We start from the raw sequence: 26,430 nt of genomic DNA on the forward strand, positions 1-26,430 counted from the left end.
TCTCTCCTATCTATCTTTTTGGGGTTGCCATCTTTGCCCAAGTATAAGCTTTTCCCTTCATTGTAATAGCTAATTGATAAATGTTTTCTGGCCAAGTTCCACCACCAAAACCACCATCACCAATCGCATGAATATCTGCCCCGGTTTGTTTCATCAAAATAGCAATTTGACGAATTGTATCTTGGTCAGCAATTTCCACATTACTATCAAGAAAGCACATAACCAATGTTCCAGGTTTATAACGATGAGTAAATTCTGTGAGTTCACGAATCATTTCAACAGTAATTCCATGTCTTGAACCAGGAGCTGGTAAATCAATCACATCAGCCCCTACATCAATTAATTCTTTAATAACTTCTTTCGCATCATAATCAGCTAATGGATCTCCTAACACTTTTTCAACAATCCCATCTTCCCATTTTCCAGCAAAGATGAGCATATCTTCACCAAGAATTTCTCTTGCTTCTTTAGTTGCCAAAATGACATCCTTAATTGACGTTCCACTTCCTGGATTTCCTCCTAAAACAATGAATGAAGCCCCTAACTCTTTTGCTTTTAAAACATTTTCTTTAGAGTACATCATACTTCTCATTTCAGCCTTTTTAGGATCCATTGCCAATTCCTGATCATCTGCTTTAGGACATCCCATATAAATTCCTACTGGTTTTTCACTCACCAAAGCCTTTAATTCTTTCAATGATAAACCTTGCATACCATTAGCCCCTTCAGGATTATCAAAATGAAAACCATTTAACATAACCATATCGCCACCAAAAGCAAACATTAACTCAGTACTTGTACACCCATTTATTAAAATCGGATTATTAAGATATGTTTGTCCCATGATAACACGACCTTCAGATTTTAAAATCGATTCCTTTAATTGCATTGGTGTATATTTGGCTACTTCACTTGCTTTAGCAGTAATCAATCTTGTAATACGATAATCTAATTTCATAAGCTAGCCTCCTATTTATTTAACAATGCTTTTGCACGATCTAGAACCTTTTGACCATTCATCATTCCATAATCTTGCATATTGATTACTTCCACAGGTTTATCTGGATACATCTTTATAACATTTTTTAATTCAAAACGGACTTGTGGCCCTAATAAAATCACATCTGCCGCATCCCCAAATGAAGCAACTGAACTAACTGGATGAGCTTCAATATGAACATCAATACCTTCCTTTTTGGCTGCTTCATTCATACGATTAACAAGTAAACTTGTTGACATTCCAGCAGCACATACTAATAAAATATTCATTATTTATTCCTCCTAATCTAAATCTTTACCATCTGAAGCAATGACTTTTTTATACCAATAAAACGAATCTTTTCTCACCCTATGCAAATCACCTTCTCCTTGATCATTCATATCAACATAAATAAATCCATATCTTTTATCCATTTGTCCTGTTGTAAATGAAACCAAATCAATAGGAGCCCATGTTGTATAACCAAAAATATTAACGCCTTCTTCTCTTGCTTTCATTAAGCTTTGAATATGACTTCTTAAATAATCAATACGATAATCATCATGAATTGTTCCATCTTCTTCAACCTTATCAAAAGCTCCTAATCCATTTTCAACATCAAATAAAGGAACTTGATAACGATCATTTAAGAAGTGCAAGAAATATTCATAACCAATAGGATCAATTTGCCATCCCCAATCAGATGCTTTTAAATAAGGATTTTTAAGATTTTCAGAAGTTCCAGCTCCATCCAATGATTCACCTTCATTTTGATGAGTTGTGACAACATTAGACATATAATATGAATAAGCTAAGAAATCAGCTTTACCAGCTTTTAAAGCTTCTTCATCATCTTTTGTGATATTTAAAGTCACATTATTTTGTTTCCATAATCTTGAAGCATATACAGGATAATAACCACGAACCATTGTATCTGCACAATATCCAAATTTATCTTGGAAAGCCTTATAATTTGCGAGAACATCTTTTGGATCACAAGTATATGGATATGAACAATAACCAGCAATCATACATCCTACACTGATATTTTCATCAATTTCATGAGCTGCAATAACAGCTTTTGCTGAAGCAACCATTTGATGATGAAGTGATTCAAAAGCAACTTGTTTACCACCTTTTCCTTCAAAATGAAGCAAGATATTAATTTCATTAAAAGTTAACCATTTATTGACATAATCTTTATATTCTTTAAAACATACTTTAGCAAATTCAACAAATTGATGAATCATTTCACGATTTGTCCAACCACCATAAGTTTCTTCAAAATAAACTGGTTCATCATATTTGTATAAAGTGATCACAGGATCCATCCCGTATTTTTGACATTCTTTAAAAACATTACGATAAAATTCAACCCCTGCTTGATTGACTCCACCTTCAACCCCATGTGGGAAAATTCTTGCCCATGAAATAGTTGTATTAAAAGTTGTAAATCCCATCTCAGCAAGCATTGCAATATCTTCTTTATAACGATGATAGAAATCAATACCTACATGATTCGTATATCTCACATCATCAAATAAAACATATTTAGCACCTTTAGGAAGAAGATCAAATTGACGCATCTTTCCTCTTGAACCATCGGCATTTAAATAATGAATATATCTTCGATCATAAGTTGTTCCAGGATCACCGAAATCAACTTGTACAGGACTCTTTCCATCTTCATCCCAAGCCCCTTCACATTGAGCAGCACTGATTGAACCACCCCATAAAAATTTATCGTTATTAATCATTGTTAACCTCCTATAATTGTCTTAACTCTTGACATATTTCTTGATAACTTTTTGCTTTTCCAAATAATGCTGAAGTTCCTAAAATAAAACCATCTACACCTATTTGTGATAATGTTTGAATTCTTTCAGGTGAACAAGCTCCATCAATCATAACTTTAAAACCATATTGTTCTTTCATTTGACAAAGCTGTTTAAATTTATGATCAACAAAGTTTAAATACTTTTGACCAGCAAACCCTGGATTAACACTCATCACCATCACATAATCGACAAGATTCAATGCTTCTTGAATGGTTTCAATTGATGTTCCTGGATTAATGGCTAAACCAGGATGAACATGAGCATCTCTAATCATTTGTAATGTCCGTGTAATATGAGGATCATTTTCTGGATGTACATAAATAATCTGAACCCCAATATCAGCAAATTTTTGAATATAATCACTCGCTTTATTAACCATAAGATGAACATCACATGGCTTTGAAGTATGACTCACGATATATTCAATATCCTGCAATCCCATTCCAAAGTTAGGTACAAAACTTCCATCCATCACATCCAGATGAAAAATATCAACGCCTCCTTCTTCCAACATTTTCACTTCTAATTCTAAATTTCCAAAATTTGCACACATCATTGATGGGCATAATAACTTTTCCATTTATTTTCCTCCCCTAGTTAAACGATTACTCAAAGTTTTAAGAAATAAAGGTTTTCACCTTTATTTCTAATATTCAACATTGTTTTCTAAGTCCTCTCCATGACTAGCAATAACTTTCTTATACCAATAAAATGATTTTTTTGGATAACGTTTCATAGATTTAATTGTATGTTCATAACGGTCAACATAAATAAATCCATAACGCTTAACAAATCCTTCTCTTGTTGAATGCAAGTCAGTAGCAGACCAAGTTAAATAGCCTAATAAATCTACACCATCTTCAACGGCTTCTTTCATACAGGCAATATGTCTTGCTAAATATTCAATACGATAATCATCATAAACTTTATGATTTTCATCTAATTCTTCGGTTGCTCCCATACCATTTTCTAGAATTAAGATTGGTAATTGATATCGATGATATATTTCCATTAATTGATAATAGAAACCATCTGGATCAATAATCCATCCCCATTCTGTTTCATCACAATAAGGATTTAAGTTACCTGCACGATATTGTACAAGAGCTTCTTGAACTTCTTTTGGTGCTGGTGCTGCTTTTAAAACTTCATCATCTTCATGGGCTTTAACAACACTTGTTGAATAATAAGTTGTTGAAATCAAGTCAGGTTGAACTGAAGCAATTAATTCTAAATCACCTGGTTGCATATCCGGCATACAGTCAATACTCTTTAAATAATTTAAGAAGTATTTTGGATATCTACCACGACAATAAATATCTAAATATGCCCAGTTTGTCATATACATTTGATGAACTGCAGCTCTTACATCCTTTGGATTACATGTTGCTGGATAAACCATGCCAGTTGCACAATTAGGTCCAATTTTTGCATCTGGATCAATTTTATGACAGGCATTGACACATCGTGCATAAGCCAATGTTAAATGATGTTCAACTTGCCAGGTTTCTTTATCGGTGAGATGTGGATCACCCATAATATATTCTTGATCGAGATGAAATAAATTTGGTTCATTAAATGGTGTATAATATTTAATTCTACCTTTAAAATGTTCAAAGATTGTCTTGACATATTTGATATATAAATCAATCACTTTTCGATCTAAGAATCCGCGATATTTATCCATTAAAGCTTGAGGTAAATCATATGCATATAAAGTGGCTACTGGAGTGATTCCACGCTTAATCAAACCATCCACCATACGATCATAAAATGCTAAACCTGCTTGATTTGGTGTTTCTTCTTCACCAGTTGGATAAATTCTTGTCCAAGCAATAGAAAAACGATAAATATTAAATCCCATTTCTTGATACAAATCTAAATCTTCTTCTAAATGATGATAATGATCACTCGCTATATGAAAGTTGGAATAACCATTTTTTAAAATACGTGTATCACTAATAGATACCCCTTTTCCATCTTCATTCCAAGCACCTTCAAATTGTTGTGCATTTGTCGAACTTCCCCACATAAAGGTATGAGGTAATTTGCTTGCCATTTTGTTTCCTTCTTTCTGTTATCTTATAGCTTTATTGTAAAGCATGTGGGTAATCGTTTCCACACAAGTGAATGGCACACCTTGTGCCATTGTTAAGACAAGCATATATAGACTACTGTCTTTATTGAGTAAACGTTATCGCAAAGATTATTTTTTATCGAGTCAAATGACTCTACCACTATTATACACAATATGAGTAATCGTTTCCACAAAATGATTTGAAAATATTGCTAAAAACCTATATAATAAAGATAGGAGTGAATTTTATGGATAAAAAAAGAAGCATCTCGATTAAAGAAATTGCCAAATTAGCTAATGTTTCAGTAGCTACTGTTTCAAGAGTCATTAATAATAATGGGCGTTTTTCTGAAGAAACGAGAAAAAAAGTACAAGATATTATTGATAAGTATGGTTATACAACCAATATGGCAGCTAAGAGTTTAAGGATGTCTAAATCAAAGACAGTTGGATTGATTGTTCCTAATATTGATAATGAATGGTTTTCACATTTGGTTTTAGAGATTGAAAAGTATTTCTTTGAAAAGAATTATTCGGTTTTTATATGTAATACTTCGCAAGATGAACAAAAAGAAATTGCTTATTTTAAATCTTTAGATTCAAAATTGGTTGATGGAATTATGTGTATTTCAGGAATTGAAGAAATTCCTACGGATGTTATTACACGTAATATTCCCATTGTTTGTATTGATAGAAAGCCTAAAGATCATAATAATGTTTATTATGTTGAATCTAATCATTATAGTGGTGGTTATCTAGCGACTGAAGAATTGATAAAAAAAGGCTGCAAGAAGATTGCAATTGTTTCTAGAAATAAAACATTATCAGTGAACAAACAACGTTTAGAAGGATATCGTCAAGCTTTAAAAGATTATGGATTAACAGAATATAAAGAATTACAAATATTACTTGATCCTTCTTCAGCTAACTATGAAGGTTCCAGAGAAGCTATGAATCAATTGATTAAATCTAAGATTCCTTTTGATGGTGTCTTTGCAACAAATGACTGGCGTGCTTATGGAGTTATGGTCGCATTAAGTGAAAATCATATTAATGTTCCTCATGATGTCAAAGTTATTGGTTTTGATGATATTTCTATATCTCATTCATGTCATCCTTCCTTATCAACAATTCGCCAAGATACAGTTGGATTAGCGCAAAAAGCTTCAAGTTTATTATTAAACTTAATGAATGATAAAGAAATTCAAATGGAAGAAAGACGTTTTATATTACCGGTTGAAGTGATTCAACGTGATTCAACTCAAAAAGACCCAGAATGATGGGTCTTATAAATTATCTTTGACTGTTTTTTCTACTTGATGATAAATATCAATGAGATGGTTACACCATTCATTATATTCATCATCTTTTATTTTTAATTCAGGATGTGCATCCATATATTTTAAATACATTGCTAAACCTTTTTCAATTGAGATATGATGATCAAAATGATCAATATCTCTTTTTATTTTACTCATATCATAACAACAAGAATATTGTTTATCTCCTAAAAAAGCTGTAGTATGATCATATTTTTGTGACATCGCTAATAAATCACTAGGAATATGCACTATATGTGGCTGTTTATTCAACAAGCGATATAACTCATGATAAATCATATCCCATGTCACAAATCTTGGATTAATATTATGATAGGCTTGGCCAATTGTTTTTTCATTATTTATCAATTGGATAAAGTTATCAGCGAAATCAAATGTATGAGTACAATGCCATGTACTCTTACCATCACCATGCACAATAACTGGTTGATCATTTAAAATACGCTCAACAACACTCCAACAGCTTTTACCTTTTACACTTAGTGGAATGCGATCATATCCATAAGTTTGTGAAGGACGGACAATCGTTATGGGAAAACCAAATTGCTGATAAGCTTTAAAAAATAATTGTTCACATTTGGTTTTATCTTGTCCATATTGTGAGTAAATATTGTTTTGTTCTTGAGTTTCATCAATACATATGGCTGTTTCGTGATTATAAGTAGCAACGGTTGAAATAAAGATGTATTGTTGTATTTTGCCTCTAAATAATTCTATTTGTTGAATAGCTTGTTGTGGTTTATAGATAATGAAATTACATACAATATCAAAACTATACTGTTTTAAAACATCTTGTAATTGTTCAGTATCATTAAAATCACAAATAATTTGGGTAGCCCCTGTTGGTAATGGTTTATGTCCTCTATTAAGTACATATAAATCAATAGAAGGATCTATAGCTAATTTCTCACAAATTGGCATTGAGATTGTTCCTGTACCACCAATTAATAAAACTTTTAATGTTTTAGTATTCAATATCATTTTTTAGATCTTCTCCATTTGTTTTGATAACTTTTTGATACCAATAGAATGATTTCTTTTTATAACGTTTTAAATCCAATAAATCATCAAAGTCCCTATTCACATAAACAAATCCATATCTCTTTCTAATTTCTTTATGACTACTTAAAAAATCAATTGGACTCCATGCTAAATATCCTAATAAATCAACACCATCATGTTCAACCGCACGTTTTACACTATTGATATGTTTTTGATAATAAACAATTCTTTCATCATCATAAACTTTACCATTCTCTAATTTTTCATCAATCCCTATCCCATTTTCTACAATAAATAATGGTTTATGATATCTTTGATATAAATCAATAAGTGAATATCTTAATCCTTCTTCATCAATTTGCCATCCCCATTCATTGGCATCATAATGTGGATTCTTTAATCCTCTCGTATCAAACAAAACTGCATCTTCTAATTCATTTAAGTCTTTAATATCTTTAAACGAAGCTTGAACATTACTACGATAATAAGAAAATGCAAGATAATCTACTTTTTGTGAAGATTCCTTAATAACTTTTCTTTCATCATCACTTAATTCAACATGAATATTTCTATTCTTCATGAAGTTTTCAAAATAATCAGGTAATTCTCCATTTGTCATTATATCAAATGGTAAATAGTTATGCATTTTGTTTTTAAAATCTGCCATGATGATATCATCACTTTGACATGTTAATGGATAGAATGGAGCATGTCCAATCATTCCTCCAACCCATGCTTGAGGATCAACTCTTTTAATCACTTCAACAGCATGTGCATGAGCAACGGCTGTATTCACTGATAATTGTGCAAACAATTCACTTTGACTCATACCTTCAGGACGATATACTCCCGCAACTAAATCTGATTGATAAGGTGCTAAATTGATTTCATTATATGTCAACCAATATTTGACCTTTCCTTTCATCCTTGTCACGACTGTCTCAACATGTTTAGCATACAAATCAATAACCTTCTTATTTAAAAAACCATTATATTCTCTTAATAAATGATCTGGCATATCAAAGTGTACCAATGAAACAACTGGCTCTATCCCTTTTTCTAAGAGATAGTCAATCATATCTTCATAATAGGCTAAACCTTTCTCATTTGGCTGTTCATCATCTCCCATCGGATGAATTCGTGACCAGACAACTGAAAAGCGATAAGCCTTAAACCCCATCTCTGCCATTAAATCAATATCTTCTTTATAATGATGATAATGATCTGTCGCCACGGCTGTATCACAGAACATTGGTGCAATCCCTTTCTCTGGTGTCACTACCAATGTGTCATACACATTTAATCCCTTTCCATCTTCTAAATATCCACCTTCTGCCTGTACATTACTTAGGGCTGCTCCCCATAAAAAATCTTTCTTCATCTCTCTATCCTCACTTTGTTGTCATCATTATTGTCATCTGTCCATCTACCTTGATTTCACAGTTGACTGGGATAAGGAAGTTATCCCCTACCTTCACTTCTTGATTATCTACCTTTCCTTGTCCTTTTACGATTGTTGCAAGTTGATAATGACCACTTTGATAAGTGTCTTGACCATCAATTTCTAGTTTTGTAACTGTAAAAGAATCATTGGAAATAAAGACTGTCTGTTTCATATGTGCAGTTTCACTCACGACTGGATGAATATGATTTTCCATCTCCTTTGGGTCATATGATAGACAATCAATTGCTTGTTCTAGATGGAGTTCACGCTCATTTCCTGCTGCATCCTTACGATGATAGTCATAGAAACGATATGTGATATCAGTTGCCTGCTGTATTTCATAGACAATGCTGCCTTTCTTCAAAGCATGCAGCAAGCCTGCTGGCAGATAAACAAAGTCACCTGGATGCACATCCAAATGTTTGATGAGCTCATCCCAGCGATCTTCCTGAATGTATTTTCTTAATTCTTTTTCATCCTTAGCATGATGTCCATAAACGATATTGGCATCATCATTGGCTTCAATGAAATACCAGGCCTCATTCTTGCCTGAAGAAAAGCCAACTTTTTGAGCATGTTTAGCATCTGGATGAACCTGTAAGCTTAAATCATCCTCAGGTCCAACCAAAGATATAATAACTGGAAATTCACCTTCCTGATTTCCAAAAAGTTCCTGATGATGAATCCATAAATTTCTTAAAGTCATACCTTGATAAGGTTCAGTTAAACAAACTGTAGAGTCCTTCTCCTGAGCACTAAATGACCATGATTGACCAATCCCATCAGGAAAATCTTGATATCCAAAATAATCCTTCACTAATGTATGTCCCCAAAGTGCTGGACGAGGAATTGGTTTAAAAAATAAAATTCCCATATAAACACCTCCATCTTCATTTTAGATAATTTCATTATCTTTACCATATTGTAAATCGTCATAATTTATGACAAGTTACGCTTTGAAAATAAAATTATATTTCCTATTTATTAGAAAAAAGAAGTCCCTTTCAATGAAAAGCACTTCTTTTTTTAACGAACTCAGTTGTTGTTTCATATTACAGAAATGATTTTCTGTATCATTTTAGATATTTCATATTCACTACATTGTAACCAATGCAAACAATGCAACAACCGTTGTCACTCCTGCAAGAACAGTTGCTGTTGTCACAACCTTTGGTTTTACTTGATAGCGATATTGTATGTTATATAAACGATTGACTTGACGCGATTTTGTACAATGGTAATCTGATAATAACGCAATAACAAAAATTAAAATTCGCATCCACAAACTTGTTCCAACACCCCAAGAGGAAGGCCAAGGAAAAATTCCTAATCCAAAAGCCAAAATAGCAGTTCCAATAGCCGGAATAACATATGGATTTTTTAAATCATCTAATTTCTTTTCACGTTTTCTTTTTTTTCGTTCTGCTTTTTCTTTTTTTGCTTTTTGTTCTTCATTTCTTTGAGCATATTTTTGTGCATCGCTTCTTTGTTTAACAACAACGACTGCTTCACCACAAGAATCACAGAATTTTGCTGTATCACTTAATTTTGCACCACATTTTCGACAATACATAGACTTCTCTCCTTATTTCAAAATAACTGATGTTAAATTTAACAATGCAATATATATACTCATAGCAATAGAAACTATTGCAAAGCCATAACTTCCGTTTTGTTCAAAACCTTTTTTCTTATCTTTATAATCAGTAACCAAAGACATTACGCCACAAATCATTGCCAAGACATAGAAAACAAAACTAATTATAAATACTATTTTAGTTGGTCCATCTATAGAATTAACAATAGTTCCAACAATACAATCTAAAACGATTAAAGCAAAGAGGAAAAGTATAATTCCAATTTTGCCCCAATTATTAGCTTTAGGATTAGCCTTTAAAGAAGATTGTGATTTTCTCATCTCTTTTTCAATATTCTTTTCAGCTTTCTCTAAATCCTTCATTTTTACTTTTTCAATTGGTCTACCACAATAAATACAAAATGTTGAATCATCTGGTAAATCTTTATGACAATGTGGACATTCTTTCATAAACTTTTTCCTCCTTGTTTTTGATACAAAGAAGGCTTGTTGCCCAAGCCTTCAAACATAGTTTAAGCAGCAGCTTCTAATGCAGCTTCTTCTTCAAGTCTTTTTACTTCAGAATTTTCATATGCTTTCCAGAATGGATAGAAAATAACTAAACCAATCAAGAAGTTAATAACTACAATTAAAACTCCGCCAATTGAACCACCTGTAGACAAGTAACCTAAGATAGGTGAAGGTGTTGCCCAAGGTAAATTCATATACATTCTTCCAATAAATCCAACTTGCGTTAAACCATATGTTAATGCAGCGGTTATCGTATGTGTTAATACAAATGGAATAGCTAAGAATGGATTTAATACAATTGGTAAACCAAACATCATTGGTTCAATAATACAGAAGATAGCTGGTGGGAAACAAATAGTAGCTAATGGTTTCAAATGTGGTAATTTCTTACTAGATTTGAACATATAGAATAAAATTGGCCAACATGTAGATACCCACATAAATAATCTGTTTAAATTTGGAGTCCAAATATGTGGAATAGCTTGATGTGCCATGAAAGCATCATTATTTTCTACCATCCATGTATTTGTAAACGCATTTGTTACGGCACCAACGATATTATCTCCATGAAGACCACAGATCCATAATAATGATACCAAGAAATAAGATAGTGTGTAAATAAAAATGTTGTCTGCAGCTGATAATACTGGTAATAACATATTTCCAATAAGCTCTGGAATATTAACGCCAGCTAAAGTTCTTAATCCCCAACAAATAAGTGTTGTAAATAAATATGGAATAATTGCAGAGAAACTATCAGCAATTGCAGGTGGAACTGAATCAGGTAATTTAATACGAATGTTATGTTTGTAACATACATCAATAATATTAATTGCGATTGCAGCAGCAACAATAGCAGTAATAACCCCTGCACCACCCCAATAATTTGTAGGTAAAGCACTGACTAATTGATTTGCATCAGTAACACCTTCAACAAATAATTTACCTACAGCGTTGTAGTTCAATAAGATGAATGCAAAGAATGCACCAACAGCACCTGTTGTTTTGTTGAAACCTTTGATTTCAGCATATTCAGATCCCATTGCGATAACCATGTAAATAGCCATAATACCCATAGATAGGTTGTTAACTAATGCAAGATCATCTGCATATGGTCTCAAGAATGGTAACAATGCAGTTTCTGTTAAACCACCATCTGAACCTAAAAGATAAATAATTAAGAAAATCGAACCAATCATTGTGACACCGACAGCAGAAACCATCCCATTAACGATTGCTCGTACAAATGGAATCTGACCGAATTTTGTCATTGGTCCAGCGATGACATCGACTTTTGCCATCAATTTGTCCATAAAGGACATGTTTTCGTTAGACATATAAATTCTCCCTTCGTCTAGTTTTTTGAAAACGAGTAAACGTTTTCTCTTTCTAACTTTATTTTAGCACCTCTCTTGCTTTTTTCTAGCGAATGAATCGGCATAATAAATGCCAAGTAATTGTAATTTTCAAAGAAAGTCTTTATTTTATAAGGGTTTTGAGACATTTTGGGAAAACGATTTTTTTGAGAAAACGTTTACATACTTGTCGAAATTTGCTATAATATCATAACAAAGGGAGGGATTTTATGAATTTAAACAAAAAAGAAATTGAAATCATTAAACTACTTATTTCATCTTCAAATTACATATCTTCTTATGATATAGCGACTGCAACAGGAATCAATCGACGACTTGTTAGAGATGAGATGACTAATATTAAAACTATCTTAAAAACACTAGGTTATGAATTAATTTCTAAAACTTCTAAAGGATATATTATCGAAGGAAAATCATCACATTCCTTACAAGCCTTAGCTGATATTATTGAAGATGCAGAAAGACAGCGTGAATCAGTTTTCCCTACCCTTCCCTGGGAAAGACGAAACTATATTCAAAAAAGATTAATTGAAGCTGATGGTTATGTAAAAATTGATGATTTAGCTGATGAACTTTTGATTAGTCGTTCTACCATTTCTAGTGATTTAAAGAAAGCTAGACATGATATTAAAAAGTATGGTTTAACAATGAAACAAAAACCTAATTATGGAATATGTATCGTTGGTGATGAAGCGAATAAAAGAAAACCTATTTGTGATTATCAGTTTACAAATTTAAGACAATCTGAGATGTTTTATGATTATTTAAATTCGTTTATTGCAAGTGTTGATTCTTTGGAATATGGAATTTTAGAGATTATTAAAAAACATCAAGTAGAGATGTCAGATATTGCTTTATGTGATTTTCTTTTAAGTTTATCAATAAGTATTATGCGTATTTTAGCTGGACATACGATTACTCATCCTCAAGATTTAACCTTAATTGAAAGACGTAGTGAATTTGCCTGTGCACGTGATATTGCTCATTTTATTGAAGAAAAAAATCAATGTGAAATTAATGAATATGAAATCAATCAAATTGCTATTGAGCTTATTTGTAAACGTTCATCAAAAGGAACAACCCCTAAAAATGTACCTGAGGTTGCACATCTTGTCAATGAGATCTTAGCTGAAATCTATCAACAAACATTACTCACATTTACCGATGAAAAGTTCCATACTGTTTTTACCCTTTATATTGAAGCCGCGCTTATTCGTTTAACTTATCATGAAAAAATTAGAAATCCTCTCTATGATGAATTAAAAACAACTTATCCACTTGCTTATGAGCTTGCTCAAATCACTTCTTCAGTCATTGAAAAACATTTACACCAATCTCTTTCAATGAGTGAATTGGCTTTCTTTGCTATTATCTTTAACACTGCTATTAATCGTAAAACAACCAACAAAAAGAAAGTCTTACTATTATGTGGCTTAGGTGGTGGAGCTGAAGATTTGACATCTTATCAGATTTTAGATCGTTTTGAAAGTCAAATTGATATTGTCAAAACATCTCAATATTATAAATTACCTGATGAAGATTTAAGTCAATATGATTTTATTATTTCAACTGTTCCTATTCATAAAAAACTAGCTATTCCTTATATCAATATTTCACAAATCATTAGTCAAGAAGACTTAGATAAAATAGATAATTACTTATCTTATTTATTCAATAAAAATAGAATGGAAACACTATTCCATCCTCAATTATATAAAACCAATGTCAAAGTTCGTCATAAATCAGATATTGTCAATGAATTTTATAAAATGCTCAAAACTCAATATCCAACAATTAAAGAATCATTTAAAAATAATCTAATTATTAAAGATCAAAGTACAATGATTCATTATCGTCATAAAATTGGTTTATTAAAACTCAATAAACCTTTAAACAACAATAATATTTTAGCAGTCTTATTATTAAACAAACCAATCCTATGGGATAAAAAAGAATTACAAATGATTATTCTTTTCTCTTGTAGTGATAATAATAATTATATTTATAATACAATTTCTAATACACTTATGAATCTTTCTTTAAAAGAAAAGGATATCCAAAATCTTTTTGAAGATTCTAGTTATCCACTCTTTTTAAAAACAATGATTCAAAATCAATCATAAGGAATAGTCACTATTCCTTTTTATAAATCTTTCACTTGTTTATCAAATTCTTCTAACCATTCAGATTGATATTCCTCAATCGCACCCATATCAGATAATTTAGTTAACTCACTATCTAATGGTAATTGTCCTAAAATATTTAAATCATATTTATCAGCAACATCTTTTAAATGACTATGACCAAAAACATAAATCTTATGTCCACAATCAGGACACTCTACATAACTCATATTTTCTACAATCCCTAAAATTGGAATATTCATTTGTTTTGCCATATTCACAGCCTTAGAAACAATCATACTTACAAGTTCTTGTGGGCTTGTCACAATCACAATACCATCCAATGGTAATGATTGGAAAATTGTTAATGGGACATCTCCTGTTCCTGGTGGCATATCAACAAACATATAGTCCACTTCACCCCATTGAACATCGCTCCAGAACTGTTTAATCATTCCGGCTAAGATTGGTCCACGCCATACAACAGGATCCTCAGCATTTTCTAACAATAAATTTGTAGACATAATCTTTGTCCCTTGTGTTGATACAGCTGGAATGATTTCTTTTCCATTAGAATAAATTTGAGTTCCTTCAACGCCAAAAGTCTTAGCAATTGATGGTCCCGTAATATCACCATCTAAAACTGCAACTTGATATCCTTGTCTTTGTTTTAAAACAGCCAATAAAGATGTGATTGAAGATTTCCCAACGCCACCTTTACCACTAACAACACCGATAACTTTTTTGACATGAGAATGGGCATTCATAGGTGCTAAAAAACTTCTTTCAGAACAATCTTCTTGGCATGATCCACAATCATGATTACATTCATTACTACTCATACTATCTCTCCTTCATGTTTATTATTCTACTACATATTTTAAAATTATTCAAAGGATGTGGTTTTTTAAGATTGAATATACTCTTTTTTAAAAGTAAAACCTCTCCCTCTGACTTCATTAACTTTACTAACAACCATAAAAGCATGTTCATCAATACTTAAAACTAACTCATTTAATTTTGGTAATTCACGATTAGAAACAACACTCATAATCACTGGATATTCATTTTTCATATATCCTGAAATAGACTTTAACATTGTTGTTCCACGATCTAATTCTTGAATAATTGCATTATTAATTTCAACATATTTAGCAGATACAATCATCACTTCTGTTTGAGCTTTTCCAACCACCAATACTTTATCTAAAATAATGGTATAAGTTGCAACTAAAACAATACCATATAAAACCATTTCTCGATCTGTATAGAATACTTGCATTAATAAAATTAAAAAATCAAAGGCATACATTGAAACCGATACTGGAAGTCCTATTTTTTTATTAATAACTAGTGGTGGAATATCCATTCCTCCTGTTGATGCATTACATTTAATAACAATACCAATTGCACTTCCAATTAAAACTCCACCTAAGATTGCTGCTAATAAGGGATCCGTTGTTAATTGAGTATAACCAATTGTATTTTCAAATACACTTAAAATAAATGGAAAATAAAAAGTACTAATCAATGTTGATAAAGCAAAAGCCTTCCCTAAAAAAATAAATCCTACGACAAACATTCCAATATTAAAAATTGATACAAATGCTGTAATAGGAATATGAAAAACATGATTGGCAGCAATTGCCAAACCAGTTGAACCACCAGTAATTAAACCATTTGGAACAATGAACAATAATACTGCTAAAGCATAAATTGTATTTCCTAATAAAACTCCTATTATATTTTTTACCATCTTACTAGACATAATCAACCTCCTATAAAACCCTGAGCTATTATATCATGTTTTTGTATAAAATACGATACTGGTCCCACAATAAATATGATATATTTTTTTAAACATATTTATTGATTGATGATTATTTTTTAAAACGTTATACTTATATGAGGAGGGTATTTATGAAACATATTAAAAAAATAATGCTTATTTTTTTATCTCTTATAATGTTTTTTTCTTTATCAGCTTGTCAATTAGATAATGATAAAGATGTTCAAAAAGAGTTTGATACTTTTATTCAAAATGAATTTATAAAGACTATGGAAAGTGATTATACTTCATCCCATATCTTACTTATCAATCCAAAAGATTATGGAGTTGATGTTAAAAAAATAAAAGTTACTTTAGGTGAATATATTAATGATGAACAAATCCAAAAAGATAAAAAAGAATTGGTTAATACACTTAAGACATTAAAATCATTTAAGCGTAGTGATTTAACTGATGAACAAAAAGATACTTATGATATTTTCTCATTTGAATATAAAATTTATAATCAGTTAAATGATGAGCGATTTGATGATTATCAACAATTATTTGAAAGTATGACCGGTATTCATTATCAATTACCTACAATGCTTGCTGATTGGCAATTACGTAATGAACAAGATGTCAAAGATTTAATTATTTTAGTTAATGATGTGAAACCTTATATGGATGCTGCTTTAGAATATACAAAGAAACAAGAAGAAAAAGGGTTATTAATGGTTGATATAGATAGTATTATTGATTATTGTCAACAAATTATTAAGAGTGGTAAAAGGAGTGCTGTCTTACAATCAATGAATACAAGTATTGATGAGCTTAATTTAGAAAGAAGTCAAAGTATAGATTATAAAAAGCAACTAGAGGAAGCCTTTGTTCAATCTTTTATTCCTGCCTATCAAGATATTATAAATGTAATGAAAGCTTTTCCATCTGGAAAGAATAATACTGAAGGATATGCAAAGTTTAAATATGGTAAAGAATACTATGAATTGTTGTTACAGAAAAATTGTGGTTCTACTAAATCTGTTTTACAAATACAAAATATGATGAAAGCTGCCTATAATAATCATGTAGCTCGTTTACAAGAGATTGTTAGTGAAAATCCTGATATTATTAATCAAAAAGAGCCTCAGACAAAATATCAGAATTATTCACAAATCTTAAATGATATTCAAAAAAATTTATTTAATGATTTCCCTGAAGTTAAAAATATTGCTTATCAGATTCAAGATGTCAATGAAGAATTAGCATCTTCTTCAGGAGTTGCTGCATATTTCAATATTCCCGCATTAGACAGTAAAGAGAAAAAACAATTACGTGTGAATCCCAAATCTGCTAATATTTCATCTATTTCTACTTATCAAACTGTTGCCCATGAAGGATTTCCTGGACACATGTATCAATATGCTTATATGTACGAAAATCAAACGACACCTTATCGCAAAGCACTTGCTAATAGTAATGCTTATGTTGAAGGATATGCTGTTTATTCACAATATTATGCTAATAAATATCTTAAAGATGTTAATCAAACTTATTTAGAAATGCTTAAAGAAAATGAGATGGCTACTTATTGTATAATTATCTTAGCTGATATTGGTATTCATTATGAAGGTTGGTCTTTTAATAAATTTAAAGATTTTCTTAAAGTATCTGGACTTGATTATGGTAATGAGAAAACTTTTAAAAAACAATATTTACAATTACAAGCTAACCCAGCAACCTTTGAACCATATTATGTTGGTTGTGAAGAATTTCTAGCTCTTAAAAGAAAAGCACAAAAGAAACTTGGCAACAAATTCAAAGATATTGACTTCCATAAGGCTATTTTAAAAAGTGGAAACGCACCATTTAGCGTTATCGAAAAAAATGTGAATGAATACATTCAAAGTACAAAATAAGAGAACTTTATCCCTGGAGATGAAGTTCTCTTTTTATATTATTTTATCAATTTTACCATTAAATTCCATTTAAATATCGTTTTCGACAAATTATGCAAATCTATAATTAAATATATTGTAAACGCTATTATTTTGTTATACAATATTGAAGCATTAGAAGATATTCTTATTTTGAATGAATATTTAGATTTTAATAATTCACTAATAAATTGACAGAAAGGAGAAAGTAAAGTTGATAAAACTTTACAATGTGATGAATATGGCTGGCTTTATTTACAAACTACAAAATATTATTAACGCATCACCAGAAAATGATGATACTGACATTATTCTTGCAAGATGCCTGCTAAAGAATATAAATTCTATTACTCACAAAACATCACTACAAGATTTTGCAAATATTTGTTATACTTCACAATCAAGTATAAGTCGATTTGCCCAAAAAATAGGTTATAGTAGTTTTAATGCTTTTAAATCTGATTGTTTAAATGTTCAAGAAGAATTACAAGAGCTTGCTATTGACAATGCTGCATTTCAAGATATTGATTTTAATAAATATACATCTGATATTTCTCATTGTCTTTTGCAAATGCAAAATGATTTTCCTTTAAGTGAATTAGAGCAAATCTGTGATTTCATTCATGATGCTAAACGTATTTTAATTTTTGCAACACATATTCCTGGTGATCTAGGAAATATTTTACAAAGAGGATTACTGACAACTGGTAAGTTTGTTGAATTTTATCCACGCAAAGAACATCAAATGAAAGTTGCTAAAGAAATACAAAAAGATGATTTGTGTATTTTTATATCATTAGAAGGAACCTTATTGATGGAAAAAACAATAACAATTCCAGCAATCATGTCATCTTCAACATCTATTTTAATTACTCAAAATGTACATACAAAATTCTCACAACATTTTACAAAAGTCATTGGTTTAGGAAAACATGATCATGAAACAATCGGTAAATATAAATTATTATTCTTTATTGATTGCTTGTTACATCAATATTACCATAAATATGTTATTCAACATTTAAAATAAAACTGTAATAAAATATGACTTTATTAACCATTTAAATCACCTTTCCTCTCTTAATAATGATAGCTTTAACAGCTTCGTTATACAGGAAAGGTGATTTTCTTTATATAACTTCTTTTCTTTCATCCATACAGCATAATTGATGATAATACAGCCGTAGACCTTGTGCCATGTTATGCTCCTTTCAAGTAAAATAAAAACCGACTACTTGTCGGCTTTAAATACTGCTGATTTATCCGGATTCGAATCATCTAATAGCATTCCTAGTGTTTCCATCATTCCTATTGGATAAATAGATCTGATTTCCTCTTTAGGATGATCTTCCTTAATAAATTGTTTCATATCCTCATATAACTGTTCTGCTTCTTTTCTAGTAACTAGTAATGGTTCTTCACTAGTTTTAAAAATCAAATCAAATCTTCTAACAATATCTTTATACTCCTGCACAATTAATCACTCTCCATCAACAAAATATTAATACTAATTCATTTAGTTTCCCCATTAAATCAATATCGCCTTTTTTCATCATTGTATCATGGATCTAGTTTCCAAGCCAGGCCCTTCTTTCAGGAACGTCTTGTAAAAATAATTCTTTAGCAAAACTAAATTTTTTATTATGTCTCGCTTTTGCATTTATTTCGCGAAGTGTATTAACAAGTTCATCATATTGGCTATATATACCTTCTTTTTCGCTTATTTCTTGAGCCAAAAATTGTATACTCCTTTCTTCCATTTTTGAAAAACGTGTTTTTATTATGATTGTAAAAAAAGACGAGAAAACAAAAAATGGTACTTCTATAGAAAATATAAAGACACCATGACAAACAAATATAAAGATTATAAAAGACTTGATTTTAAACCTAAGCAAGAATCCAAGTTTACAGAATCTGAATTTCTAAAAACTTTTCTTATACACCCAAAAAGGAAATGAAGTGACTCATCATATAATTCATTAGTAAATAAGATCAATAAACATATAAGACCATACTTTGATAACACGGCCATAAAAGATATCAAAACATGGAAAGATGAAACAAACGCAAAGAATCATTCACAAAAATACAAAAGAGATATCTTCATTATATTATCAACTATCTTCAATTTTTCTGAAAAGTATTATGAAACGGATAATAATTGTCTTGAAATCGAAGAAAATTTCAAAGATCCTGCAGAGCATAAAAAGAAAATGCTATTTTGGACTATTGAAGAATTCTAGCAATTCGATAATGTTATTGATAATCTAGAATGTAAAACATTATTCAATTTCTTACATTGGACTGGATGTCGACGTGGGGATGCATTAGCACTAAACTGGAATGACTTTACATCTAGCTTCAAAACTGTAAAGATAAAAAACACAATAAATCAAAAGATTAAAGGACAATCTTATAAAATTACTACACCTAAAACAACAATCTCAAACAAAAACATACCAGATGATGATAAATCATTGGACATCATGAATAACAAATAAATTTCAGCCCATTTTTAATATATAAACAAAAAAACCTTGATATAATCAAGGTAATTTTCATATGGTGCGGATGACAGGACTTGAACCTGCACGCCGAAGCACTAGATCCTAAGTCTAGCGTGTCTGCCAGTTTCACCACATCCGCATATTAAGATGGTGACCCGCAGGCGACTCGAACGCCTGACCCTCTGATTAAAAGTCAGATGCTCTACCGACTGAGCTAGCGGGTCAAAAAATGGTGCCGGCTAAAGGACTTGAACCCTCAACCTACTGATTACAAGTCAGTTGCTCTACCAGTTGAGCTAAGCCGGCTTATAATAAAAATGGTGGAGGTTAACGGGCTCGAACCGCTGACCCTCTGCTTGTAAGGCAGATGCTCTCCCAACTGAGCTAAACCTCCAAAAAAAATGGTGACCTGTACGGGATTCGAACCCGTGAATGCATGCGTGAAAGGCATGTGAGTTAACCGTTTCTCCAACAGGCCACAAAAATGGCGCTTGAAGTAGGACTCGAACCTACGACCGATCGGTTAACAGCCGATTGCTCTACCAACTGAGCTATTCAAGCATCTTTCTTTGTGCTCAATTATATTACCATACTAGATATAATAATGCAAGTCTTTTTTTAAAAAAAGAAGTCATTTTTATGACTTCTATGCTAATTCTCCATTTTTACCCCAATGATCATATTCTTCAATAGTTAAATATTGATTTGAAACAGGTACTTTTGTAATCTTTTCAACATCTGCCATGAGTTTTTTAACAAATTCTTGTTGATACTCTAAATCAACATGATGGAACCATTGGCATTCAATTTTCATGCAATCTAATTCTTTTCCTTTGAAATACATTACTTGATTATCTTCAATATGAATCATTAGATTTTCTTCTTTTTTGTTAGGTAAGATGGAAATAAGTTGACCTGCACTATTCTTTAATGATTGTTCTTGATTAAGTGTAAGTGTTTTTGTAGTTGTAAATTTAATATATGGCATATTTCATTCCTCCCGACTGTTTATTATATATGAATTAACTCAAGAAATATGACGAAAATTAGTACATATCATAAGTTAATTGTCCTAATATTTTAACGCCTTCTTTAATCTTAGCATCTGTAGGTGTTGAGAAATTCATTCTAAAGCTATGACATTCTTTTGTATCATCATCTAAGAATGCGTTTCCTGGAACAACTGCTACATTTTTTTCTAATGCTTTTTTAACAAATAATTGCATATCAATATGCTTTGGTAAAGTAACCCAAATAAACATTCCCCCAGTTGGTTTTGTATATTCTACTTCTGGATGGAAATATTTTTTCATTTCTGTTAACATCAATTGACACTTATCTTTATAAATCTTTTGAATTGATTGAATATGTGCATCCATATCATACTCTGTTAAATACCTTGCCATAACCTTTTGCGCCCATAAATTAGAATGAACATCACTTGCTTGCTTAGCAACCGTAAATTTATTCACAATTTCTTCTGGTCCAATACAACAAGCCACACGCATTCCTGGAGCAATTATCTTAGATAGACTCGCTGCGTAAATGACCAGTCCATCTTGATCCAATGATTTCATTGAAGGAATCGCATCACCTTCAAATCTTAAATCTCCATATGGGTTATCTTCTAAAATCAAAACTTCATACTTTTTAGCAAGTTCTAAAACTTTCTTTCTTACCTCTAGTGACATTGTCATTCCTGTAGGATTTTGAAAGTTTGGTATAAGATACATAAATTTAGGCTTTGGCTGTTGTTTCAAAATAGTTTCTAAAGCTTCTAAATCTAATTGACCATCTTTATACTCTACCCCTTTTAAAATAGCTCCTAGAGATTTAAAAGCATTTAATGCTCCTAAGAAACTAGGATTCTCACAAATAACAATATCACCCTCATTGCAAAGACATTTTGCTGCAAATTCCATAATCTGTTGTGAACCAGAAGTAATAAGCATCTTATCCCCGTCTTTTAATGCTTGTTCATGTCGATTAAAAAATGAAGTTGCAGCTTCAATCAAACCTTTATCTCCTTCAGTAATTCCATATTGTAAAACACTGATTGGATCATGACTTAAAATATCAGCTGATATTTTTTCAATTTCTTTAACTGGGAAAGCTTCAGCAGCAGGATTTCCACCTGCAAAACTAATCATATGAGGATCAGCAGTTGCTTTTAAGATTTCTCTAATAGCTGATGCTTTCACATTTGACATTCTATCAGTAAATACGTATTTCATTGATATTCCCCCTTATCTTTACTAGTTATTATTATAACCTAATTTTTCGATAATAACTAGATATTTATAAAAACAAACTATGCAATCCCATTTTCAATACAAGATTATTTACTATACAATCAATCTATTCTAGAAGCTTTTCTTTTTCTCAATTTCAGTGATTGTCATCAATAATATTATATAAATTATGAAATATATTTATTATTAAAGTATTTATTGAAATACTTTCAAAACGAAAGTATAATGAAAGTGTAGAAATCATAGATATGAAAAATCCTTAAAATAATAACATCTATATCCTATATAATATAATTTTATAAACCGTTCTATTCAAAACAAAATAATGATAAATTTTTCAAAGGAGGAAAAATTATGAAAAGTCCTGAAGTCAATCGATTAATCCTTAGTATTGGTGGTTTAATATGTATGTTTGAAGCCATAAGTATGTATAATTTCTCTTTTATGGGAGTTCCAGCATTATTATCATGTATTGTTTTATTTATTGCATTGGCTTATTTCAATGATACATTATTCTTTTATATCTGGGGTCTTTTTACAGGAGTGATCATATTTATTCCATTGGTTATTGCTTTATTTAATTCATCAAATAATTATATTGCATATGCAGTTGATGGAATATTATCATTGCTATTTATAAGTTTTTTTGGATTCAAAACTTTTAAAAGACTTCAAATTATAAAAGAAAATAAAGTATAGCTTACCATTCTCAGCTTTCATTAGTCAAAAATATATTAAGACTTTTATATTTATACATTTTCATAATATACAAAATTTATTGAAGCTAACGTTAAAAGAAACTATAATGTAACTATGAACGTATGAAAAGGAGTCTATATGATTGATAATAAAGAAATATTAGAAAAAATAAGAGATGCCCAAAATGATACAAGATATATTCTAGATGATTCTACACCTAAAAAAGGATTAATTAAAACATTAACAATATGGTTTTTATCATATCTAATTTTTAGTATAATTCTTTATTTTATTTCAAATTATGCGATGACATCTCTAAATGAAAATCTATTTAGTCTTGTAAGAGTTATGACCGTTATTTTATTTTTATTAACAATTGTTATTTATGTTATATCCGTTTATAAAATAAAAATGACTTTCAAAGAGAAAGACTTTTTAACCTTTTTTACCTGTTTTATTGCCATTATGGCTTTTATAAGAATGATTTTTCCTATTTCATATTGGTTAAAAGCAGATTTTCTACTATCTATTTTTGATAGTTTTCCAATTGAAAGTTTAGTTGTCATATTAGCTTTATTTGTTTTATTCAATTATTTTCGTACAAAAACAATACTACTTATTATTCTACTCAATATCGTCGGAGAAATAGCAGTAGTGTATTTTATAAGTAGCTTTTTAAACTCAAATATACCAACTGAAATGATGATAAAGCTTTACGATATGTCTATGATTTTAAAAAACAATGGTGGTTTTGTTATGATTTCATTTGCTTTCCTTCTTATATTACTGAATTTGAAAAAGGTATAAAAGATGACAGAAAATAAGACTTTATCCAATTTATCTTCAGTATTTGATTCAGCAACACGTATACAGATTATGGCAAGTCTAACTGTTTCTCCTTTGACATATGCTCAATTGAAAAAAATATGTCAAGTCACAGATGGAAAGTTATTTAGGCATATTGATAAATTAATAGAAGAAGGTTTTATAGAATTTGAAAAAGAGAGAAATGATGATATTAAATATAAGCGACATACGATTTATCAACTTACAGAAACTGGACGTGATACTTTTCAGCAATTTATGAAATTATTAATGGAATCTATGATCTAAAAAAGAAGTTAATCAAAATTGCATTGATTAAAATAATTATAAATAAAAATGAGTTAAATCTTTGGATTATTTCATGTTTTAACTCATTTTTTATATCCCATATTTTGCTTAAATAGAACTTAATTTTCATTACATAACATATGTCTGGCTTATATAGGTATTAAAAAACCACTCTATAAATGTAAATAATATTTTTACATAAAACGAATGGTTTTAATCATAACTTAACAATCTTTATTTTTTAGTTTTTTAAAAAATAAAATTACATTCAATATAAATAAAACGATTAAAGATAATAAATATACAAGATGAAAATTCGAGTTATTATCAAACCATTTTAAAGTATCAGATTCAAAGCCTCCAAAATATAAAACCAAAAAATTCATTACAAAAATAATAGCCAATAACAATAGATATTTATATCCACAATCTTTTGAAATCTTTTTCAACATATACAATATGTCTATAATAATCCATCCTATAATATTTAACTCTATAATATAACAAAATATCATAACACCATCTTCTTTCAATTGATTTTTAGGAAATTTAAATGTAATGAATAAAAAAATCATATTTTCTCATAGTAATGCAATAATTAAACCAATTAATAATCTTTTTTCAATTTTCTATTTATAAACTTAATTCCCTTCTAGCTTCTACTATTGTTGGATAATAAACATGATTATACATTGGTTCACAAATATAACTATTGATATGATCAACAATTGTATATCTATAATGATTTTATTCATAAAAATCATAGAAGCAAGAACTATCTTTTATTGCTAAAATCTACTTCTCAATTGGTCGCATGTCTAAAATATTATCATAAGAAATCAATAAACAACTTTCTTCTAAGCTCCTTTCACCAATATGATGTAACCCCTTTCATAAGAATATCTTAACACACTTCACTTTTCACATCAATAATAACTTTCGTTTCAAAAGTATTTTAATTGTATTAAGGCATGAAAAATAATATATTTTTCTTGTTTGCTTTACTTAAATTCTATAATTTGTTACACTAATATTAGAAAAATACTTTCTTTTCAAAAGTATTTTAGCATTTAAATTATTGATAATATGAATAAAATTCAAATGACACAATAACCGATACAGTTATATATAACTGCAATTTCATAAACAAAAAGGAGCTCTATTATGAAAAATAAAATTCAAATCAAATATATCATACTTATTGTGATAATCCTTGTCTTAACATGTGGATATTTTTATTTAAAAAATTATGAAACACGTATATACGGTCTCTTTGATATGATAGAAGAAAAAGACGGGAAAATATCTATGCGTGTATTAGATGTGGGAAGTAATAGTTATAAAGGATATGATTTAGTCAAAGTAGAAGATGGTGTATATGAATTTATTCTTAAATGAGGCATTGTTGTTTCCCCTTTTGTTGATACATTATTTCCAGTTATTATTGAAATTGATAATAAAGATAATCATATTAAGAAAATAATTCAAGAAAATCCTGATAAACAACAAAATCAAGGAGAAAATGATTACGAAATTATCTATCCATCTGAAAAGGATTATTAATCATACAGACACTTCAATAAACATAAAATAAATTACTTTAAAAAAATAATGACTTTTATCCCCATACATACTTATGCTTCTTTAATTCAATTTTAAGGATCTGCTAGTAGTAATAATATTAATGAAAGATATCATACTTAGATAAAAACTACTTATCTAATCTACATTTTAAATTGGAAGTAACACTATGGATAATCGATTTATTAAAAAACAGTTATATTTATTTCCATCTTAGTAATCATTAGACAAGTTAGCAATATATTCTTGTAATGCATTCATAAGCAATGTAACTGAAAATAATAATA

Annotated in this window: 25 protein-coding genes and 6 tRNA genes; 8 read left to right on the plus strand and 23 right to left on the minus strand. The window is 30.0% G+C overall.

Going from position 1 to position 26,430, the window contains the following annotated elements; genetic code table 11:
• Nucleotides 1-10 precede the first annotated feature (10 nt).
• The 5 genes from EDD60_RS08675 to EDD60_RS08695 form a co-directional block, all read right to left on the minus strand.
• Nucleotides 11-958, minus strand: coding sequence for a DUF7916 family protein (locus EDD60_RS08675; protein ID WP_066449887.1), 948 nt, complete (start codon nucleotides 956-958; stop codon nucleotides 11-13).
• A gap of 11 nt (nucleotides 959-969) precedes the next feature.
• Nucleotides 970-1,269 (minus strand): PTS sugar transporter subunit IIB, encoded by a 300-nt coding sequence (locus EDD60_RS08680; protein WP_066449880.1) that lies wholly within the window; start codon nucleotides 1,267-1,269, stop codon nucleotides 970-972.
• Nucleotides 1,270-1,281: 12 nt separating this feature from the next.
• Nucleotides 1,282-2,736, minus strand: a complete 1,455-nt coding sequence (locus EDD60_RS08685) for a glycoside hydrolase family 1 protein (RefSeq protein WP_132226370.1) — start codon at nucleotides 2,734-2,736, stop codon at nucleotides 1,282-1,284.
• A gap of 10 nt (nucleotides 2,737-2,746) precedes the next feature.
• Nucleotides 2,747-3,397 carry a ribulose-phosphate 3-epimerase gene (locus tag EDD60_RS08690; RefSeq protein ID WP_066449871.1) on the minus strand — a complete coding sequence of 217 codons (651 nt, stop codon included), beginning with the start codon at nucleotides 3,395-3,397 and terminating at the stop codon, nucleotides 2,747-2,749.
• A 66-nt stretch (nucleotides 3,398-3,463) separates the two neighbouring features.
• The gene (locus tag EDD60_RS08695; RefSeq protein ID WP_066449868.1) at nucleotides 3,464-4,876 is read right to left on the minus strand and encodes a glycoside hydrolase family 1 protein; all 1,413 of its coding nucleotides are present in this window, start codon (nucleotides 4,874-4,876) and stop codon (nucleotides 3,464-3,466) included.
• A 266-nt stretch (nucleotides 4,877-5,142) separates the two neighbouring features.
• Here EDD60_RS08695 and EDD60_RS08700 point away from each other — a divergent pair, with 266 nt between their 5' ends.
• Complete coding sequence (locus EDD60_RS08700) at nucleotides 5,143-6,174, plus strand: LacI family DNA-binding transcriptional regulator (protein WP_066449855.1); 1,032 nt, start codon at nucleotides 5,143-5,145, stop codon at nucleotides 6,172-6,174.
• Nucleotides 6,175-6,180: 6 nt separating this feature from the next.
• Here the strand turns inward: EDD60_RS08700 and EDD60_RS08705 are convergent, their stop codons facing one another.
• The 6 genes from EDD60_RS08705 to EDD60_RS08730 all read right to left on the minus strand — a co-directional run bounded on the left by EDD60_RS08705 (nucleotide 6,181) and on the right by EDD60_RS08730 (nucleotide 12,124).
• Nucleotides 6,181-7,215, minus strand: coding sequence for an NAD-dependent epimerase/dehydratase family protein (locus tag EDD60_RS08705; RefSeq protein ID WP_066449847.1), 1,035 nt, complete (start codon nucleotides 7,213-7,215; stop codon nucleotides 6,181-6,183).
• Nucleotides 7,199-8,617: a glycoside hydrolase family 1 protein gene (locus EDD60_RS08710; protein ID WP_066449844.1), complete on the minus strand. Its 1,419-nt coding sequence runs from the start codon at nucleotides 8,615-8,617 to the stop codon at nucleotides 7,199-7,201. The genes EDD60_RS08705 and EDD60_RS08710 overlap by 17 nt, the downstream gene beginning before the upstream one ends.
• 10 nt (nucleotides 8,618-8,627) lie before the next feature.
• The gene (locus tag EDD60_RS08715; RefSeq protein WP_066449841.1) at nucleotides 8,628-9,554 is read right to left on the minus strand and encodes a type I phosphomannose isomerase catalytic subunit; all 927 of its coding nucleotides are present in this window, start codon (nucleotides 9,552-9,554) and stop codon (nucleotides 8,628-8,630) included.
• A 222-nt stretch (nucleotides 9,555-9,776) separates the two neighbouring features.
• Nucleotides 9,777-10,253, minus strand: coding sequence for a zinc ribbon domain-containing protein (locus tag EDD60_RS08720; protein WP_066449837.1), 477 nt, complete (start codon nucleotides 10,251-10,253; stop codon nucleotides 9,777-9,779).
• A 12-nt stretch (nucleotides 10,254-10,265) separates the two neighbouring features.
• The gene (locus tag EDD60_RS08725) at nucleotides 10,266-10,727 is read right to left on the minus strand and encodes a zinc-ribbon domain-containing protein (protein WP_066449830.1); all 462 of its coding nucleotides are present in this window, start codon (nucleotides 10,725-10,727) and stop codon (nucleotides 10,266-10,268) included.
• A gap of 62 nt (nucleotides 10,728-10,789) precedes the next feature.
• Nucleotides 10,790-12,124: a PTS sugar transporter subunit IIC gene (locus tag EDD60_RS08730; protein WP_066449827.1), complete on the minus strand. Its 1,335-nt coding sequence runs from the start codon at nucleotides 12,122-12,124 to the stop codon at nucleotides 10,790-10,792.
• Nucleotides 12,125-12,372: 248 nt separating this feature from the next.
• On the opposite strand from EDD60_RS08730, the gene EDD60_RS08735 reads away from it, so the two are divergent.
• Nucleotides 12,373-14,286: a BglG family transcription antiterminator gene (locus EDD60_RS08735; RefSeq protein WP_066449824.1), complete on the plus strand. Its 1,914-nt coding sequence runs from the start codon at nucleotides 12,373-12,375 to the stop codon at nucleotides 14,284-14,286.
• Between the two features lie 20 nt (nucleotides 14,287-14,306).
• On the opposite strand, the gene EDD60_RS08740 is transcribed toward EDD60_RS08735, so the two are convergent.
• On the minus strand, nucleotides 14,307-15,128 hold the full coding sequence (locus tag EDD60_RS08740) for an Mrp/NBP35 family ATP-binding protein (protein ID WP_066449821.1): 822 nt from the start codon (nucleotides 15,126-15,128) through the stop codon (nucleotides 14,307-14,309).
• A 65-nt stretch (nucleotides 15,129-15,193) separates the two neighbouring features.
• Nucleotides 15,194-16,054, minus strand: a complete 861-nt coding sequence (locus EDD60_RS08745; RefSeq protein ID WP_066449818.1) for a YitT family protein — start codon at nucleotides 16,052-16,054, stop codon at nucleotides 15,194-15,196.
• A gap of 152 nt (nucleotides 16,055-16,206) precedes the next feature.
• Here EDD60_RS08745 and EDD60_RS08750 point away from each other — a divergent pair, with 152 nt between their 5' ends.
• Together EDD60_RS08750 and EDD60_RS08755 are read left to right on the plus strand one after the other, a co-directional pair.
• Nucleotides 16,207-17,973, plus strand: coding sequence for a DUF885 domain-containing protein (locus EDD60_RS08750; RefSeq protein WP_066449816.1), 1,767 nt, complete (start codon nucleotides 16,207-16,209; stop codon nucleotides 17,971-17,973).
• Nucleotides 17,974-18,205: 232 nt separating this feature from the next.
• A complete protein-coding gene (locus EDD60_RS08755) occupies nucleotides 18,206-19,021 on the plus strand; it encodes a MurR/RpiR family transcriptional regulator (protein ID WP_243646661.1) in 816 nt (271 codons plus the stop codon).
• Between the two features lie 201 nt (nucleotides 19,022-19,222).
• On the opposite strand, the gene EDD60_RS08760 is transcribed toward EDD60_RS08755, so the two are convergent.
• The 10 genes from EDD60_RS08760 to EDD60_RS08800 all read right to left on the minus strand — a co-directional run bounded on the left by EDD60_RS08760 (nucleotide 19,223) and on the right by EDD60_RS08800 (nucleotide 22,732).
• Entirely contained in the window at nucleotides 19,223-19,465 is a 243-nt protein-coding gene (locus EDD60_RS08760; RefSeq protein ID WP_066449815.1) for a hypothetical protein, read from the minus strand.
• Nucleotides 19,466-19,559: 94 nt separating this feature from the next.
• Complete coding sequence (locus tag EDD60_RS16095; protein WP_165973139.1) at nucleotides 19,560-19,727, minus strand: hypothetical protein; 168 nt, start codon at nucleotides 19,725-19,727, stop codon at nucleotides 19,560-19,562.
• Between the two features lie 827 nt (nucleotides 19,728-20,554).
• Nucleotides 20,555-20,637, minus strand: a tRNA-Leu gene (locus EDD60_RS08765).
• Between the two features lie 9 nt (nucleotides 20,638-20,646).
• A tRNA-Lys gene (locus EDD60_RS08770) sits at nucleotides 20,647-20,722 on the minus strand.
• A gap of 6 nt (nucleotides 20,723-20,728) precedes the next feature.
• Nucleotides 20,729-20,804, minus strand: a tRNA-Thr gene (locus EDD60_RS08775).
• A 12-nt stretch (nucleotides 20,805-20,816) separates the two neighbouring features.
• A tRNA-Val gene (locus EDD60_RS08780) sits at nucleotides 20,817-20,892 on the minus strand.
• Nucleotides 20,893-20,900: 8 nt separating this feature from the next.
• Nucleotides 20,901-20,976 (minus strand) — tRNA-Glu (locus EDD60_RS08785).
• Between the two features lie 7 nt (nucleotides 20,977-20,983).
• A tRNA-Asn gene (locus EDD60_RS08790) sits at nucleotides 20,984-21,059 on the minus strand.
• An 85-nt stretch (nucleotides 21,060-21,144) separates the two neighbouring features.
• On the minus strand, nucleotides 21,145-21,486 hold the full coding sequence (locus EDD60_RS08795; RefSeq protein ID WP_066448028.1) for a hypothetical protein: 342 nt from the start codon (nucleotides 21,484-21,486) through the stop codon (nucleotides 21,145-21,147).
• A gap of 58 nt (nucleotides 21,487-21,544) precedes the next feature.
• Nucleotides 21,545-22,732 (minus strand): aminotransferase-like domain-containing protein, encoded by a 1,188-nt coding sequence (locus EDD60_RS08800; protein ID WP_066448026.1) that lies wholly within the window; start codon nucleotides 22,730-22,732, stop codon nucleotides 21,545-21,547.
• Nucleotides 22,733-23,104: 372 nt separating this feature from the next.
• Between EDD60_RS08800 and EDD60_RS08805 the strand changes: the two genes are divergently transcribed.
• The 4 genes from EDD60_RS08805 to EDD60_RS08820 all read left to right on the plus strand — a co-directional run bounded on the left by EDD60_RS08805 (nucleotide 23,105) and on the right by EDD60_RS08820 (nucleotide 25,960).
• Nucleotides 23,105-23,449, plus strand: coding sequence for a hypothetical protein (locus EDD60_RS08805; RefSeq protein WP_066448017.1), 345 nt, complete (start codon nucleotides 23,105-23,107; stop codon nucleotides 23,447-23,449).
• A 138-nt stretch (nucleotides 23,450-23,587) separates the two neighbouring features.
• Nucleotides 23,588-24,256, plus strand: a complete 669-nt coding sequence (locus EDD60_RS08810; RefSeq protein ID WP_066448014.1) for a hypothetical protein — start codon at nucleotides 23,588-23,590, stop codon at nucleotides 24,254-24,256.
• Between the two features lie 3 nt (nucleotides 24,257-24,259).
• Nucleotides 24,260-24,562: a transcriptional regulator gene (locus tag EDD60_RS08815; protein ID WP_066448012.1), complete on the plus strand. Its 303-nt coding sequence runs from the start codon at nucleotides 24,260-24,262 to the stop codon at nucleotides 24,560-24,562.
• Nucleotides 24,563-25,726: 1,164 nt separating this feature from the next.
• Nucleotides 25,727-25,960, plus strand: coding sequence for a hypothetical protein (locus EDD60_RS08820; RefSeq protein ID WP_066448008.1), 234 nt, complete (start codon nucleotides 25,727-25,729; stop codon nucleotides 25,958-25,960).
• Nucleotides 25,961-26,430 lie beyond the last annotated feature (470 nt).

The sequence above is a fragment of the Longibaculum muris genome (assembly GCF_004343035.1).
GTDB classification, from domain to species: Bacteria; Bacillota_I; Bacilli_A; order Erysipelotrichales; family Coprobacillaceae; genus Longibaculum; species Longibaculum muris.